11 protein-coding genes are annotated in these 15,905 nt (G+C 65.3%); 8 read left to right on the plus strand and 3 right to left on the minus strand.

The features are described 5' to 3' along the window. The first annotated feature begins 113 nt into the window (after window positions 1–113). From KHO27_RS08610 to KHO27_RS08635, 6 genes are all read left to right on the plus strand, one after another. On the plus strand, window positions 114–1,394 hold the full coding sequence (locus KHO27_RS08610; protein ID WP_110699251.1) for an MdtA/MuxA family multidrug efflux RND transporter periplasmic adaptor subunit: 1,281 nt from the start codon (window positions 114–116) through the stop codon (window positions 1,392–1,394). Then, window positions 1,391–4,489: an MdtB/MuxB family multidrug efflux RND transporter permease subunit gene (locus tag KHO27_RS08615; RefSeq protein WP_214501613.1), complete on the plus strand. Its 3,099-nt coding sequence runs from the start codon at window positions 1,391–1,393 to the stop codon at window positions 4,487–4,489. Before KHO27_RS08610 ends, KHO27_RS08615 begins: the two co-directional genes overlap by 4 nt. Then, on the plus strand, window positions 4,486–7,596 hold the full coding sequence (locus KHO27_RS08620; RefSeq protein WP_214501614.1) for a multidrug efflux RND transporter permease subunit: 3,111 nt from the start codon (window positions 4,486–4,488) through the stop codon (window positions 7,594–7,596). Before KHO27_RS08615 ends, KHO27_RS08620 begins: the two co-directional genes overlap by 4 nt. Beyond that, window positions 7,593–9,077 carry an efflux transporter outer membrane subunit gene (locus KHO27_RS08625; protein WP_110699245.1) on the plus strand — a complete coding sequence of 495 codons (1,485 nt, stop codon included), beginning with the start codon at window positions 7,593–7,595 and terminating at the stop codon, window positions 9,075–9,077. Before KHO27_RS08620 ends, KHO27_RS08625 begins: the two co-directional genes overlap by 4 nt. Window positions 9,078–9,213: 136 nt before the next feature. After that, window positions 9,214–10,023, plus strand: coding sequence for a substrate-binding periplasmic protein (locus KHO27_RS08630; protein ID WP_110699243.1), 810 nt, complete (start codon window positions 9,214–9,216; stop codon window positions 10,021–10,023). 116 nt (window positions 10,024–10,139) lie between these two features. Next, window positions 10,140–10,820, plus strand: a complete 681-nt coding sequence (locus KHO27_RS08635; protein ID WP_110699241.1) for an alpha/beta hydrolase — start codon at window positions 10,140–10,142, stop codon at window positions 10,818–10,820. Window position 10,821: 1 nt separating this feature from the next. Here KHO27_RS08635 and KHO27_RS08640 read toward each other — a convergent pair whose 3' ends face one another. Continuing rightward, window positions 10,822–11,103, minus strand: a complete 282-nt coding sequence (locus KHO27_RS08640; protein WP_046855739.1) for a hypothetical protein — start codon at window positions 11,101–11,103, stop codon at window positions 10,822–10,824. A gap of 320 nt (window positions 11,104–11,423) precedes the next feature. Between KHO27_RS08640 and KHO27_RS08645 the strand changes: the two genes are divergently transcribed. Beyond that, complete coding sequence (locus KHO27_RS08645) at window positions 11,424–13,511, plus strand: putative bifunctional diguanylate cyclase/phosphodiesterase (protein ID WP_110699239.1); 2,088 nt, start codon at window positions 11,424–11,426, stop codon at window positions 13,509–13,511. Here KHO27_RS08645 and KHO27_RS08650 read toward each other — a convergent pair. After that, window positions 13,508–13,771 (minus strand): DUF1652 domain-containing protein, encoded by a 264-nt coding sequence (locus tag KHO27_RS08650; RefSeq protein WP_110699237.1) that lies wholly within the window; start codon window positions 13,769–13,771, stop codon window positions 13,508–13,510. The two genes, KHO27_RS08645 and KHO27_RS08650, sit on opposite strands and share 4 nt — an antisense overlap. A gap of 291 nt (window positions 13,772–14,062) precedes the next feature. On the opposite strand from KHO27_RS08650, the gene KHO27_RS08655 reads away from it, so the two are divergent. Then, the gene (locus tag KHO27_RS08655) at window positions 14,063–15,292 is read left to right on the plus strand and encodes a pyridoxal phosphate-dependent aminotransferase (RefSeq protein WP_214501615.1); all 1,230 of its coding nucleotides are present in this window, start codon (window positions 14,063–14,065) and stop codon (window positions 15,290–15,292) included. On the opposite strand, the gene KHO27_RS08660 is transcribed toward KHO27_RS08655, so the two are convergent. Continuing rightward, window positions 15,209–15,865, minus strand: a complete 657-nt coding sequence (locus KHO27_RS08660; protein WP_102683921.1) for a DUF1345 domain-containing protein — start codon at window positions 15,863–15,865, stop codon at window positions 15,209–15,211. The two genes, KHO27_RS08655 and KHO27_RS08660, sit on opposite strands and share 84 nt — an antisense overlap. Window positions 15,866–15,905: the final 40 nt, after the last annotated feature.

Here is a 15,905-nt window from a genome sequence, read left to right on the forward strand (position 1 = left end):
GCCAACGTCAGCCGAAGGTAAAGCACTGGTAAAGCCCCTTTGCTAAAACGATGCCAGTGCTTATCGTTCACGCTCTCCACGCCGTCATTCTCTGAACAAGGTTCGTTCGACCCATGCAAGCCTCCAATTCCCGTTCTCCTCGTCGCTGGCTGTTCGGCCTGCTGATCCTGCTGCTGGTGGCCCTGCTGGCCTGGTGGCTGTGGCCCGCAACGACCGCCCATAAAGAGGGTGAAGGGCATCGCCCGGGCAAAGGCATGGGTGGGCGGCCGGGTTTCGGCGCCTCCACCGAAGCGGTGCCGGTGCGCGTCGAGCCTGCGCGGGTGGGTGACTTCCCGCTGTACTACAAGGCCCTTGGCACCGTGACCGCGACCAACACGGTCAATGTGCGCAGCCGGGTGGCTGGCGAGCTGGTGAAGATTCATTTCAAGGAGGGCCAGCAGGTCAAGGCCGGCGACCTGCTCGCCGAGATCGACCCGCGCAGCTACCGTATCGCCCTGCAGCAGGCCGAAGGCACCTTGGCGCAGAACCAGGCTCAACTGAAGAACGCCCAGGTCGACCTGGCTCGTTATAAAGGCCTGTATGCCGAAGACAGCATCGCCAAGCAGACCCTGGACACCGCCGAGGCACAGGTCGGGCAATTCCAAGGGCTGGTCAAGACCAACCAGGCGCAGGTCAACGACGCGCGCCTGAACCTGGAGTTCACCCAGATCCGTGCGCCGATCAGCGGTCGCCTGGGCCTGCGCCAGCTGGACGTGGGCAACCTGGTCGCCGCCAACGACACCACGGCGCTGGTGGTCATCACCCAGACCGAGCCGATCAGTGTCGCCTTCACGTTGCCGGAAACCCAGCTCGACACCGTGCTCGCCCGCTACCGCAGTGGCGCCAGCCTGCCGGTGGAAGCCTGGGATCGTGGCGATCAGAAGCTGCAGTCCACCGGCGTGCTGGGCAGCCTCGACAACCAGATCGACACCGCCACCGGCACCCTGAAGTTCAAGGGCACCTTCCAGAACGCCGACCATGCCCTGTTCCCCAACCAGTTCGTCAATGTGCGCCTGCTGGCCGACACCCTGAAGCAGGTGGTACTGGCCCCGGCCGCGGCCATCCAGTTCGGCAATGACGGCACCTTCGCCTATGTGGTCAACGCCGAGAGCACGATCAACATCCGCCCGCTCAAGGTCGGTGCCAGCGATGGTGAGAACAGTGTGATCGTCGAGGGCCTGGCCGCCGGTGACCGCCTGGTGCTGGAAGGCACCGACCGCCTGCGCGAAGGCTCCAAGGTCGAGGTGGTCGAAGACAGCTCGCAAGTGCCGACCACCCCCGGCCAGCATCTGCAGGGGCAGGGCGCCAAGGGCTCGGCGCAGGCCGGTGAACCAGGCTCCAAGGCGGGCGCATGAACCTCTCGCGCCTGTTCATCCTGCGGCCGGTCGCCACCACGCTGAGCATGCTGGCCATCGTCCTGGCCGGCCTGATCGCCTACAAACTGCTGCCGGTGGCGGCCTTGCCCCAGGTCGATTACCCGACCATCCGCGTCATGACCCTGTACCCCGGCGCCAGCCCCCAGGTCATGACCAGCGCCGTCACCGCACCTCTGGAGCGTCAGTTCGGGCAGATGCCGGGCCTCGAGCAGATGGCCTCGACCAGCTCCGGCGGCGCCTCAGTGCTGACCCTGCGCTTCAACCTCGACATGAACATGGATGTCGCCGAACAGCAGGTACAGGCCGCGATCAACGCCGCCAGCAACCTGCTGCCCAGCGACCTGCCGGCGCCGCCGGTGTACAACAAGGTCAACCCGGCCGACACACCGGTGCTGACCCTGGCCATTTCCTCCAAGACCATGCCGCTGCCCAAGCTCAACGACCTGGTCGATACCCGCGTGGCGCAGAAAATCGCGCAGATCAGCGGCGTCGGCATGGTCAGTATCGCCGGTGGCCAGCGCCAGGCGGTGCGGATCAAGGTCAACGTCGACGCCCTGGCGGCCAACGGCCTCAACCTGGACGACGTGCGCACCCTGATCGGCGCCTCCAACGTCAACCAGCCCAAAGGCAACTTCGACGGCCCGACCCGGGTGTCGATGCTCGACGCCAACGACCAGCTGCGCTCGCCGGCCGAATACGCCAACCTCATCCTCAAGTACAACAATGGCGCGCCGCTGCGCCTGAAGGACGTCGCCGAGATCGTCGACGGCGCCGAGAACGAGCGCCTGGCCGCCTGGGCCAACCAGAACGAGGCGGTGCTGCTGAACATCCAGCGCCAGCCCGGCGCCAACGTCATCGAGGTAGTCGACCGGATCAAGGAACTGCTGCCGTCGATCACCGACAACCTGCCGGCGGGCCTGGACGTCAGCGTCCTCACCGACCGTACCCAGACCATCCGCGCCGCCGTGCGCGACGTGCAGCACGAGTTGCTGTTCGCCATTGCCCTGGTGGTGATGGTGACCTTCCTGTTCCTGCGCCGGGTCTCGGCCACGATCATCCCGTCGATCGCCGTGCCGCTGTCGCTGATCGGCACCTTCGGGGTGATGTACCTGGCCGGCTTCTCGGTCAATAATCTCACGCTGATGGCCCTGACCATCGCCACCGGTTTCGTGGTGGACGATGCCATTGTCATGCTGGAGAACATCTCCCGGCACATAGAAGAGGGCGAGACACCGCTGCAGGCCGCGCTCAAGGGCGCGAAACAGATCGGTTTCACCCTGATCTCGCTGACCTTCTCGCTGATCGCGGTATTGATCCCGCTGCTGTTCATGGCCGACGTGGTCGGGCGGCTGTTCCGCGAGTTCGCCATCACCCTGGCGGTGGCCATCCTGATTTCCCTGGTGGTGTCGCTGACCTTGACGCCGATGATGTGCGCCCGGCTGCTCAAGCGCGAGCCCAAGGAGGAGCAGCAGGGCCGCTTCTACCGTGCCAGCGGCGCCTGGATCGACTGGCTGATCAAGCACTACGCCAGTGCCCTGACCTGGGTGCTCAAGCGCCAGCCGTTGACGCTGCTGGTGGCCGTGGCAACCCTGGCGCTGACCGTTGTGCTCTACCTGATGGTGCCCAAGGGCTTCTTCCCGGCCCAGGACACCGGGGTGATCCAGGGTATTTCCGAGGCGCCGCAGTCGACTTCGTTCGCCGCCATGAGTCAACGCCAGCAGGCCCTGACCGAGGTAATCCTGCAGGACCCGGCAGTGCAGAGCCTGTCTTCGTACATCGGTGTGGATGGTGACAACGCCACCCTCAACAGCGGCCGCCTGCTGATCAACCTCAAGCCCCATGGCGAGCGCGACGTGACGGCAGCCGAGGTGATCAGTCGGTTGCAGCCGCAGCTCGACAAGCTGGTCGGCATCCGCCTGTTCATGCAGCCGGTGCAGGACCTGAGCATCGAGGATCGGGTCAGCCGCACCCAGTACCAGTTCAGCCTCAGCTCGCCGGATGCCGACATGCTCGCCGAGTGGAGCGGCAAGCTGGTGCAGGCACTGAAGGACCGCCCGGAGCTGCAGGACGTGGCCAGCGATCTGCAGGACAAGGGCCTGCAGGTGTACCTGGTGATCGACCGCGACATGGCCAGCCGCCTCGGCATCACCGTGGCGCAGATCACCAACGCCCTGTACGACGCCTTCGGCCAGCGGCAGATCTCGACCATCTACACCCAGGCCAGCCAGTACCGCGTGGTGCTGCAGTCGCAGACCGCGGCCAGCCTCGGCCCGCAGGCCCTGGAAGCGGTCCACGTCAAGGCCGCCGACGGCGGCCAGGTGCGCCTGTCGGCCCTGGCGCGCATCGAGCAGCGCCAGGCCCAGCTGGCCATCTCGCACATCGGCCAGTTCCCGGCGGTGATGATGTCGTTCAACCTGGCCCATGGCGCGTCCCTGGGCGAGGCGGTCAAGGTGATCGAGCAGGTGCAGCAGGACATCGGCATGCCGATCGGCGTGCAGACCCGTTTCCAGGGCGCCGCCGAGGCGTTCCAGGCCTCGCTTTCGAGTACCTTGCTGCTGATCCTTGCCGCCGTGGTGACCATGTACATCGTGCTCGGCGTGCTCTACGAGAGCTACATCCACCCGGTGACCATCCTCTCGACGTTGCCTTCGGCGGCGGTAGGGGCGTTGCTTGCGCTGCTGCTGAGCGGCAACGACCTGGGCATGATCGCCATTATCGGCATCATCCTGCTGATCGGCATCGTCAAGAAGAACGCGATCATGATGATCGACTTCGCCCTCGAGGCCGAGCGTCATCAGGGCATGAGCCCGAATGATGCGATCTACCAGGCTGCGCTGCTGCGCTTCCGGCCGATCCTGATGACCACCCTGGCTGCGCTGTTCGGCGCGGTGCCGCTGATGCTCGCCACTGGTTCCGGCGCCGAGCTGCGCCAGCCGCTAGGTCTGGTGATGGTCGGCGGCCTGTTGGTGAGTCAGGTGCTGACCCTATTCACCACGCCGGTCATCTACTTGTACTTTGACCGCCTGGCACGTCGCTGGCGCCCGGTTGACGATGCGCGGCAGGCCGAAGCATGAACCTGTCAGGACCCTTCATCCGCCGGCCAGTGGCCACCATGCTGCTGAGCCTGGCGATCATGCTGCTGGGCGGAGTGAGTTTCGGCCTGCTGCCGGTGTCGCCACTGCCGCAGATGGATTTCCCGGTGATCGTGGTGCAGGCCAGCCTGCCTGGGGCCAGCCCCGAGGTCATGGCGTCCACCGTGGCCACGCCGCTGGAGCGCAAGCTCGGCGCCATTGCCGGCGTCACTACCCTGACCAGCAGTTCCAACCAGGGCTCGACCCGGGTGATCATCGGCTTCGAGCTGGGCCGCGACATCGATGGCGCGGCACGCGAGGTACAGGCAGCGATCAACGCCACTCGCAACCTGCTGCCCAGCGGCATGCGCAGCATGCCCACCTACAAGAAGATCAACCCGTCCCAAGCGCCGATCATGGTGCTGTCACTGACCTCGCAGGTGCTGTCCAAGGGCAAGCTGTACGACCTGGCCGACACCATCCTGTCCCAGAGCCTGTCGCAGGTCAGCGGGGTTGGGGAAGTGCAGATCGGCGGCAGTTCGCTGCCGGCGGTGCGCATCGAGCTCGAGCCGCAGTTGCTCAACCAGTACGGCCTGTCCCTGGACGATGTGCGCACCGCCGTGGCCAATGCCAACCAGCGCCGGCCCATGGGCTTCGTCGAGGACAGCGAACGTAACTGGCAGGTACGCGCCAACGACCAGCTGGAGCAGGCCGAGGACTACAAACCCATCGTCATCCGCCAGCAGAATGGCTCGATCCTGCGCCTGTCGGACGTGGCCAAGGTCAGCGATGGCGTGGAGAACCGCTACAACAGCGGCTTCTTCAACGACGAGAGCGCGGTGCTGCTGGTGGTCAACCGCCAGACCAACGCCAACATCATCCAGACCGTCGAGCAGATCAAGGCCGAGCTGCCGGCGTTGCAGTCGCTGCTGCCGGCCAGCGTCAAGCTCAACGTGGCCATGGACCGCTCGCCGGTGATCAAGGCCACCCTGAAGGAGGCCGAGCACACCTTGCTGATCGCCGTGGTGCTGGTGATCCTGGTGGTCTACCTGTTCCTCGGCAACTTCCGCGCCTCGCTGATTCCGAGCCTGGCGGTGCCAGTGTCGCTGGTGGGCACCTTCGCGGTCATGTACCTGTGCGGATTTTCGCTGAACAACCTGTCGCTGATGGCGCTGATCCTTGCCACCGGCCTGGTGGTGGACGATGCCATCGTGGTGCTGGAGAACATCTCCCGGCATATCGAGAAGGGCGAGAGCCCGATGCGGGCCGCCTACAAGGGCGCGCAGGAGGTCGGTTTCACCCTGCTGTCGATGAACGTCTCGCTGGTGGCGGTGTTCGTCTCCATCCTGTTCATGGGCGGGATCGTGCGCGGGTTGTTCAAGGAGTTCTCGATCACCCTGGCGGCGGCGATCATCGTCTCGCTGGTGGTGTCGCTGACGCTGACGCCGATGCTCTGCTCGCGCTGGCTCAAGGTCCATGGCCCGCAGCAGCAGACCCGCCTGCAACGCTGGAGCGACCGTATCCACCAGCGCATGGTCGCCAGCTACGACCGGAGCCTGGGCTGGGCGCTGCGCCACAGGCGCCTGACCCTGCTCAGCCTGCTGGCCACCATCGTGCTCAACATCGCGTTGTACGTGGTGGTACCCAAGACCCTGATGCCGCAGCAGGACACCGGCCAGCTGCAAGGCTTCATCCGCGGCGACGACGGCCTGTCGTTCACCGTGATGCAGCCGAAGATGGAAATCTACCGCCGCGCCCTGCTCGCGGACCCGGCGGTGGAAAGTGTCGCCGGCTTCATCGGCGGCAACAGCGGTACCAACAACGCCTTCGTGCTGGTGCGCCTGAAGCCGATCGCCGAGCGCAAGGAAAACGCGCAGAAGGTCATCGATCGTCTGCGCAAGGACCTGCCGAAGATCCCCGGCGGGCGCCTGTACCTGATGGCCGACCAGGACCTGCAACTCGGTGGCGGCGGCCGCGACCAGACCACCTCGCAGTACCTCTACACCCTGCAGAGCGGCGACCTGGCTGCTTTGCGCGAGTGGTTCCCCAAGGTCACCGCCGAACTGCGCAAGTTGCCCGAGCTGACCGCCATCGACGCCCACGACGGCGCCGGCACCCAGCAGGTGACCCTGGTGGTCGACCGTGACCAGGCCAAGCGCCTGGGCATCGACATGGACATGGTCACCGCGGTGCTCAACAACGCCTACAGCCAGCGGCAGATCTCGACCATCTACGACAGCCTCAACCAGTACCAGGTGGTGCTGGAGATCAACCCGAAATACGCCTGGGACCCGAGCACCCTGGAGCAGGTGCAGGTGATCACCGCCGACGGCGCCCGGGTGCCGCTGTCCACCTTCGCCCGCTACGAGAACAGCCTGGCCAACGACCGCGTCAGCCACGAAGGGCAGTTCGCCTCCGAAGATATCTCGTTCGATGTCGCCGAAGGCTACAGCCCCGACCAGGCCCTGGCCGCGCTGGAGCGGGCGGTGACCAAGCTTGGCCTGCCCGAATCGGTGATCGCCAAGCTCGGTGGCGATGCCGACGCCTTCACCAAGACCGCCGAAGGCCAACCGTTCATGATCCTCGGTGCCCTGGTGCTGGTGTACCTGGTGCTGGGCATCCTCTACGAGAGCTACATCCACCCGCTGACGATCCTTTCCACACTGCCCTCGGCCGGGGTCGGCGCCTTGCTGGCGCTGTACCTGACCGGTGGCGAATTCAGCCTGATCTCGCTGCTGGGGCTATTTCTGCTGATCGGCGTGGTGAAGAAGAACGCCATCCTGATGATCGACCTGGCCCTGCAGTTGGAGCGCCATGAAGGCCTGTCGCCGGAGGAGTCGATCCGCCGTGCCTGCCTGCTGCGCCTGCGGCCGATCCTGATGACCACCCTGGCCGCGATCCTCGGCGCGCTGCCGCTGCTGCTCAGCCGCGCCGAGGGCGCCGAGATGCGCCAGCCGCTGGGCCTGACCATCATCGGCGGCCTGGTCTTCAGCCAGATCCTCACCCTCTACACCACGCCTGTGGTCTACCTGTACCTCGATCGCCTGCGCCACCGGTTCAACCGCTGGCGCGGCGTGCGCACCGACGCTGCCCTGGATACCCCGCTATGAACTTTGCCCACACCCGAATCCATCGTGCCCTCAGGCTGCTGACCCAAGGGCGTGGCTCGCGCCTGGTCAGCGCCGGGTTGTGCGTGGCCATGCTCAGCGCTTGTACCTTGAGCCCGGACTATCACCGTCCGGAGATCAGCACCCCGGCGCAGTTCAAGCAGGCCCAGGGCTGGACCCAGGCCAACCCGTCCGATGCCATCGCCCGCGGGGCGTGGTGGGAGCTGTATGGCGACAAACAGCTCGATGCCCTGGTGGAAGAGCTCAACCGCAGCAACCAGACGGTGGCGCAGTACGAGGCGCAGTACCGCCAGGCCCAGGCACTGGTGCGCAGCAGCCGCGCCGCGCTGTTCCCCTCGTTGAACCTCACCGCTGGCAAGAACCGTTCGGCCCAGGGCACCGGGAGCTCCAGCTCGAGCCTGTCGAACAACAGCAGCGGCATCCGCAACACCTACAACGCGCAACTCGGCGTGAGCTGGGAGATCGACCTGTGGGGCAAGCTGCGTGAAGCCATGAACGCCAACGAGGCCAGTGCCGAGGCCAGCCTCGCCGATATGGCGGCCATTCGCCTGAGCCAGCAGTCCGAACTGGTGCAGAACTACCTGCAACTGCGGGTGATCGACGCGCAGAAACGCTTGCTCGAGGCCACGGTAGCGGCCTATGAGCGGTCGTTGAAGATGAACGAGAACCAGTACCGCGCCGGGGTTGCCGGGCCGGATGCCGTAGCCCAGGCGCGTACCCAGCTCAAGAGCACCCAGGCCGACCTGATCGACCTGGCCTGGCAGCGCGCGCAGTACGAGAACGCCATTGCCGTGTTGATGGGCAAGGCACCGGCCGACTTCGCCCTGGCGGCGACCCGCGACATTCCGGCGTTGCCGCAGGTGCCGGTGTCGCTACCGTCGCAGTTGCTCGAGCGCAGGCCCGACATCGCCTCGGCCGAGCGCAAGGTCATGGCGGCCAACTCCAATATCGGCGTCTCCCGGGCAGCGTACTTCCCCGACCTGTCCCTGAGCATGAATGGCGGGTACTCCAGTAGCAGTTTCAACAACTGGATCGAGCTGCCCAACCGCTACTGGTCCGTCGGCCCGCAGTTGGCGTTGACGCTGTTCGATGCCGGCAAGCGCAGCGCCGAGGTGGACCGCACCGTGGCGGTGTACGACCAGACCGTGGCGCAGTACCGGCAGACGGTGCTGGATGGCTTCAAGGAGGTGGAGAACTACCTGGTGCAGCTCAAGGTGTACGGCGACGAAGCCGTTGTCCGGCAGGAAGCGCTCGAGGCGGCGCGGGAGTCGTTGCGCTTGACCGAGAACCAGTACAAGGCCGGGTTGATCGGTTACCTGGACGTGGTGAACGTGCAGACCACGGCGCTGAGCAGTGAACGCAGCGTGTTGACGCTGTTGCAGGGGCGGCTGGTGGCGAGCGTGCAGTTGATCGCGGCGCTGGGCGGTGGCTGGGATGCCCGGACGGAGTTGGCCGAGCAGTGACCTGCTGTTGGCGACTTTGCCCGTGACGCTGTACCGCATCACAGTTCGCCACATGGCACGTGGCGTTCGGCCATTTCTCGTGCAAACTGTGTAAGGCCACATCGTCGGTGGCGTAATCCATTGCACGAGGAGCGCCATGAGCGGACGTTGTCTGGGCCTGTCTGTGTGGTTGTCGTGCCTGCTGGCCGTGGTTCCACTGCGCGGCTTTGCCGCGGACAACTGCCAGCACCTCACCGCCACCGGCAACCCGGAGTACCCACCTTATCTCTGGCGCGACCCGCATAACCCCGCGCAACTGATCGGCGCCAATGCCGACTTGCTGAAGCAGGTGGCCAAGGACCTCGGCCTGGTGGTGGATGTGATGTATGTCGGGCCGTGGTCCAGGGCGCAGGAAGAAGTGAGCAGCGGGCGCATCGACATGCTGGCCGGCTACTTTCGCACCCAGGCGCGCGAACTGCTGACCGACTTCATCAGCCCGCCATTCCTGTTCAATTCCAGCGTGGTCTGGGTGCGCAAGGGTGAAGGCTTCGCCTACAGCGACTGGTCCGACCTGAAAGGGCGACGTGGCGGGACGCTGGTCAACAACAGCCATGGCCAGGCATTCGACGACTACGCCCGGGCGCAGCTCGACCTCGAAGCGGTGCCCAGCGTTACCCAGGCCTTCCAGAAGCTGCTGCTCAAGCGCAGCGACTACGTGATCTTCGAGCAGTACCCCGGCATGGCCCTGGCGCGCGCGCTGGGCAAGGAAAAGGAACTGGAGGTACTTGAGCCGCCGGTGTCCAGCGAAGGGCTGTACCTGGCGCTATCGCACAAGTCGGGTTGCAACCAGCCGGCGCTGCGCGAAGCGCTGGCGCGCAAGATGCGGGAGCTGGTGGCGGGGCCCTTGCCCGAGCAACTGGTGGCCGAGAACCTGGAGCGCTGGCAGCGTCAGCAGGCCGGCAAGTGAAGCGATTGCGTCATTAGTCGGCACCCTGTCCGATGCCTTTGATCTAAGGCCACGTTCTCTTGGGCCTATGCTGATGTGGCGAAACCCCATCCTTGTTTTCTCGCGAAGGTATTCTCATGAGCCAGCCTACTGTCGTGCTTGTACACGGTTTTTGGGGCGGGGCCGCCCACTGGGGAAAGGTGATCGTCGAGCTGGCGCGCAAGGGCATCAAAGACGTGCGCGCCGTGGAGCTGCCTCTGACGTCCTTGGCCGACGATGCCGAGCGCACCCGCAAGATGGTGGCGCAGGCGCCAGGCGAGGTGCTGCTGGTAGGGCACTCTTACGGTGGGGCGGTAATCACCGAGGCCGGCAACGCCGCGAACGTGAAGGGCCTGGTCTTTATCGCGGCCTTTGCCCCAGACGCGGGTGAAAGCCCTGGTGGGCTGACACAGCAGCATCCACCCATCGCGGTAGCGAACCTTGCGCCGGACAGCGATGGCTATCTGTGGATCAAGGCCGACAAGTTCCACGAAAGCTTTTGCCAGGATCTGTCGGTGGATGAGGCATGGGTCATGGCGGTGACGCAGAAGGCGCCGCTGGCGAGTACCTTCGGTGACACCATCAGCGACCCGGCCTGGAAGCACAGGCCCTCGTGGTATCAGATTTCCAGCCAGGACCACATGATCGCCCCGCTCAATCAGCAAATGATGGCCGCGCGCCTGCAGGCGCGCAAAGTCATTACCTTGGATGCCAGCCACGCGTCACTGGCTTCGCGGGCAGGTGAGGTGGCCGCGCTGATCGAAGAAGCGTTAGGGTAGTTCAGCTCTTGCACTTGGCCACGACGACCTGGCAGGTCCGAGGCGTGCCCCCGGACCTGCCGGCATAGCGCATGCAACTGTCCAGCGACTTCCTGCTCGCCATGGCCAGTGTCGGACCGAATGCCAGGCCACCTTCGCCGCTGCTGGGCAGCGCCTTGGCATAGCAGTTGGAGCCTTGGGCGGCGTAGCGGGTGCTGGCGTGCTTGTTCGAACAACCGGTCGAAAAGGACAGGGTGATGGCGAGCAGGGCGAGCGGCACTGCATGCCTGGGCAGGGTGGCCATTGCAGGCTCCGGGAACGGCGTGGTGGTGTGTTGAGCTTAGCCGGAGTCGCTTCGCTTGGCTTGGTGTTTCTCATGGTCAGGGATCTGCAGGAGATGCCTGATCAATGGGTTTGCCCGCGATCAACGCCATGAGCAGAAGCAAACGACAAGTGGCAATATGCCTTCAGCTACTCGCGCAAAGGCTCTAACCCCTTCACTGCGGGGTTTGCGAGCGGCTTTTGGATCCATCGAGAAGCGCGAAAACCCCGTGCGTTTCAGCAAAGCTTGAGTACAATCATCGGCTTTTCCCGGGCCTCCCCGGTTCGTTCCTGGACGTGCGAATGCTGATCGGTAGCTACTCCTCCTCGCTGGTATTGATCTCGCTGTGCGTGGCCATCCTTGCCTCTTACACGGCCCTGGACCTGACCGGGCGTATCGCCACGGCCAAGGGCAGGGCGGTGTACCTGTGGATGGGCGGCGGGGCATTGGCCATGGGGATTGGCATCTGGTCGATGCACTTCATCGGCATGCTGGCGTTCAGCCTGCCCATCGAGCTGGGTTACGACACTGCGCTGACTGGCCTGTCGCTGTTGATCGCGGTGGCTTCGTCGGGCTTCGCCCTGTGGCTGGTGAGCCAGCCTAAACTACCGTGGCTGCAACTGGCCTTCGGTGCCTTGATCATGGGCACCGGCATCGCCTGCATGCACTACATGGGCATGGCCGCACTGCGCATGCAGCCGGGCATCGACTACGACCCGACGCTGTTCAGCGCCTCCCTGGCCATTGCGGTGGGCGCTTCTGCGGCGGCGCTATGGATAGCCTTCCGTCTGCGCCAGCACACGCCCTACGTACGGCAGATCCGTGGCGTGGCGGCGGTGGTGATGGGGGTCGCCATCGTCGGCATGCACTACACCGGCATGGCGGCGGCCAACTTCCCGGCGGGCAGCTTCTGCGGCGCACTGGCCACGGGGCTCGCGGGCGACGGCCTGGATTACCTGGTGCTGATCACCACCCTGGCAGTGCTGGCGGTGGCCTTGCTGACTTCGGTGCTTGACGCTCGGCTGGAGGCGCGCACGGCGGAATTGGCGCGCTCGCTGACCCTGGCCAACCAGGAACTGACCCAGCTGGCCCTGCATGACACCCTGACCGGGCTGCCCAACCGCACGCTGCTGGCCGACCGTATCGACCAGGCCGTCGGCCGCGTGGCGGAGCAGGGCGGCTGCTTCGCGCTGATGTTTATCGACCTCGACGGCTTCAAGCCCGTCAACGATGCCTTCGGCCACCATGTTGGCGACCTGCTGCTCAAGGCAGTGGCGGCGCGTTTGCGCGGCCACCTGCACAGCCAGGACACCCTGGCGCGCATCGGCGGCGACGAATTCGTGCTGCTGGTGGAGCTGGACGAGCCGGACGACGCCATGAATGTCGCGGCCAAGCAGGTCAACCTGATGGCCAGGCCGTTCCGTGTGGCCGAACACGACCTGCAGCTGTCGGCGAGCTTGGGCATCGTGCTGTATCCCGGCAATGGCCTGGACCAGCACGAACTGCTGCGCAACGCCGACGCCGCCATGTACCACGCCAAGAGCGCCGGCAAGAACGGCTACAGCTTCTTCGATGCGTCCATGAACAGTAACGCGCGCCAGCAGCTGCAACTGCTGCAGGACCTGCGCACGGCCCTGGAGCACGGCCAGTTCCGCCTGCACTACCAGCCCAAGTTCGACGCCGTGCAGCGCCTGCCCATTGGTGCCGAGGCCTTGCTGCGCTGGGAGCACCCGCAACATGGGTTGATGCTGCCGGACCGTTTCATCGGCCTGGCGGAAAAGACCGGGCTGATCATCCCGATCGGCGAGTGGGTGCTGGGTGAAGCCTGCCGGCAGATGCGCCAGTGGCTGGATCAAGGTAATGAAGGGTGGCGGATCGCGGTCAACCTGTCGGCCATTCAGTTCTGCCACGCCGGGCTGGTCGACAGTGTGGCGAGGGCGCTGGATGTAAATGACCTGCCAGCCAATCGCCTGACCCTGGAAATCACCGAGACCACCGCCATGCGCGACGCCGACGCCAGCCTGCACGTACTGCAGCGCCTGTCGGACATGGGCGTGGACCTGTCCATTGATGATTTCGGCACCGGCTACTCAAGCCTGATGTACCTCAAGCGCCTGCCGGCCAACGAACTGAAGATCGACCGTGGTTTTGTGCGGGACCTGGAGCAGGACAGCGATGATGCGGCGATCGTCTCGGCCATCGTCGCCCTGGGCCAGGCACTGGGTCTGCGCATTGTCGCCGAAGGCGTGGAAACCGACCGCCAGCAGGACTTCCTCACCCGCCTGGGTTGCGATTCGCTGCAGGGTTATCTGCTCGGCCAGCCGGTGCCGCCGGAGCAGTTCATGGCAGGGCTCCAGGCGCTCAAGGCACGCCAGGCCCAGGTAGGCTAGACCACGCTGCGCAAAGGGCTGGCAAGCAGGTCGAAGGTTTCCATCTCGGCCTCCACGGCCTCGATGATGCGCTCGACATCGGCGGCGTGCATGATGGTTGCGCAGGGGATGCCGGCAATGGCCAGCAGGGTTTCGCCGGTGGCACGGTCGAACAGCCGGGCGACCATGCTGCGCGGGGCATCCATGCTGGCTTCGAAACCCAACGGATGAAAATGCCAACGCATCACCTGGCAGGCGTTGGGGAACGTCATCTTGTTCATGCCAGCCTCCTTGTTCGTGAACGTGGTGATTGCAAAGCGGTAACAGCCTGGGCCGTCCTGGCCGTCAGGACTCTAACCTTAGCACCTGCCATGGCAGTATTCGCTGGAAAATATGGCAGATGTACTAATGCATGACGGCGGTCACAGTCCTGTCACGATGAACGGTGGGCGCGTAGGGCCAGGCAAACGTTTTCCCCGCGGGCCTGCGCCTGGCAGCCAGCAGCGCTCTGCTATGTTTACCGTCAGCGCTTTTCGGACCAGCGGTGCCGGCCGGCAGACAGGGAGACAGTCATGCGGTATTCCACGCTCACCCAACGCATCGCCGGTCACGCAGCCGCGGCCTGGGATATTCACTACCAGGCCCTTGAGCAGCGCCGCCAGGGGCGCGAGATCTTCCTGCTGTCGGTGGGCGATCCAGACTTCGACACGCCAGCCCCGGTGGTCGAGGCCGCCATTGCCAGCCTGCGTCGGGGCGAAACCCATTACAGCGATGTGCGCGGCAGCCTCGCCCTGCGCCAGGCGGTGGCGCGCCACAGCCAGCAGGCCATTGACGCCGAGCGGGTGGTGGTGACCGCCGGGGCTCAGTGCGGGCTGTTCGCGACCTTCCAGTGCCTGTTCGAGGCCGATGACGAGGTGATCGTCGCCGAGCCCATGTACGTCACCTACCACACGGTATTCGGTGCCTGCGCCGCGCGCGCCGTGCAGGTGCCGGTGCGGCCGGAGCAGGGGTTCCGCCTGGACCCATCGGCCGTGGCCCGGGCGATCACGCCGCGTACTCGCGGGCTTCTGCTCAACAGCCCGCACAACCCCACGGGGGCGGCAATCGGCCTGGCCGATCTGAAGTGCTTGGCGCGCTTGTGCCAGGAACACGACCTGTGGCTGATCTGCGACGATGTCTACCAGTCACTGCTGTACGACGGCGAGGCATCGAATCCGCTGGGCTTGCCGGGCATGGCCGAGCGCTGCGTGTCGATCGGCAGCCTGTCCAAGTCCCACGCCATGAGTGGCTGGCGCGTCGGCTGGGTGATCGGGCCGCCGCAGTTCGCCCGGCACCTCGGCAACCTGGTGATGAGCATGCTGTTCGGCCTGCCGGAGTTCGTCATGCAGGCGGCCTGCGTGGCTCTGGATCAGGCTGGAGATGAGGTGCTGCGCATGCGCGAGGTGTACCGGGCGCGGCGCGACCGGGTGTGCGCTTCGCTTGAGGATTGCCCCGGCATCCATGCGCATCAGCCTGCCGGGGGCATGTTCGTGATGCTCGATATACGTGGCACCGGGCTCAGCGCCCAGGCGTTCGCCCAGCGTCTGTTGAGCGAAGAGGGCGTGGCACTGTTGCCGGGTGATGGTTTCGGGCCCAGCGCAGCAGGGCATGTGCGGCTGGGATTGGTGCTCGAGGCGCAGGTGCTGGCACAGGTATGCCAGCGCATCCGCAACTGTGCTTCACGCGCCCTGGCCGAGCAGCCCGGCCGCGATATTGATGGTGAAGCCCAGGATCGCCGTATTGAACACGAAGCCTACCAGTGAATGGGCCAGCACCACCCGACGCATGGCCCGTCCGCCGACGCCGATGTCGGAGGTCTGCACGGCGACATTGATGGTGAACGAGAAGTAGTGAAAGTCCCAGTAGTCCGGGTTGCGCTCGCCATCGGCAAAGCGCAGCGGGGGCTCATGGCGGTCACCGGTGTAGAACAGCCGGGCATAGTGCAGGCTGAAGATGCAGCCGATCAACAACCAGGAACCAGCCACCGTCAGCCCGGTGTACAGGTAGTGCAAGGCCAGGGCACTGCCTTCCAGGCCGCGGCTGGACACCAGTTGCAGGGTGACAGCCGCCAGGCTGGCGATGGCCGAGACGCACACGGTGATCAGTACCAGGCCGGCGTTTTCATCTTCGATGCGGGCGACCTTGCGCACCCGCTCGGCATTGGCCCGCAGGCTCAGCCACAGGACCATGGCCAGGTAAAGCCAGACGCCGATGTTCCAGCCGACGAGGATATGCTGCACGGTATCGCCGGCGGGGATCAGCCAGCCGCCGAGCAGGCCGGCCAGGGTGGCGATACTCAGACGTGGGTGAGTGCGGGTGAGGTGGTGGAAGGCCATGCGGTCCCTTGGCGGTTGAACGTGACTTCAACTGTAGACC

The organism is Pseudomonas sp. RC3H12 (assembly GCF_018596375.1).
Classification (GTDB): domain Bacteria; phylum Pseudomonadota; class Gammaproteobacteria; order Pseudomonadales; family Pseudomonadaceae; genus Aquipseudomonas.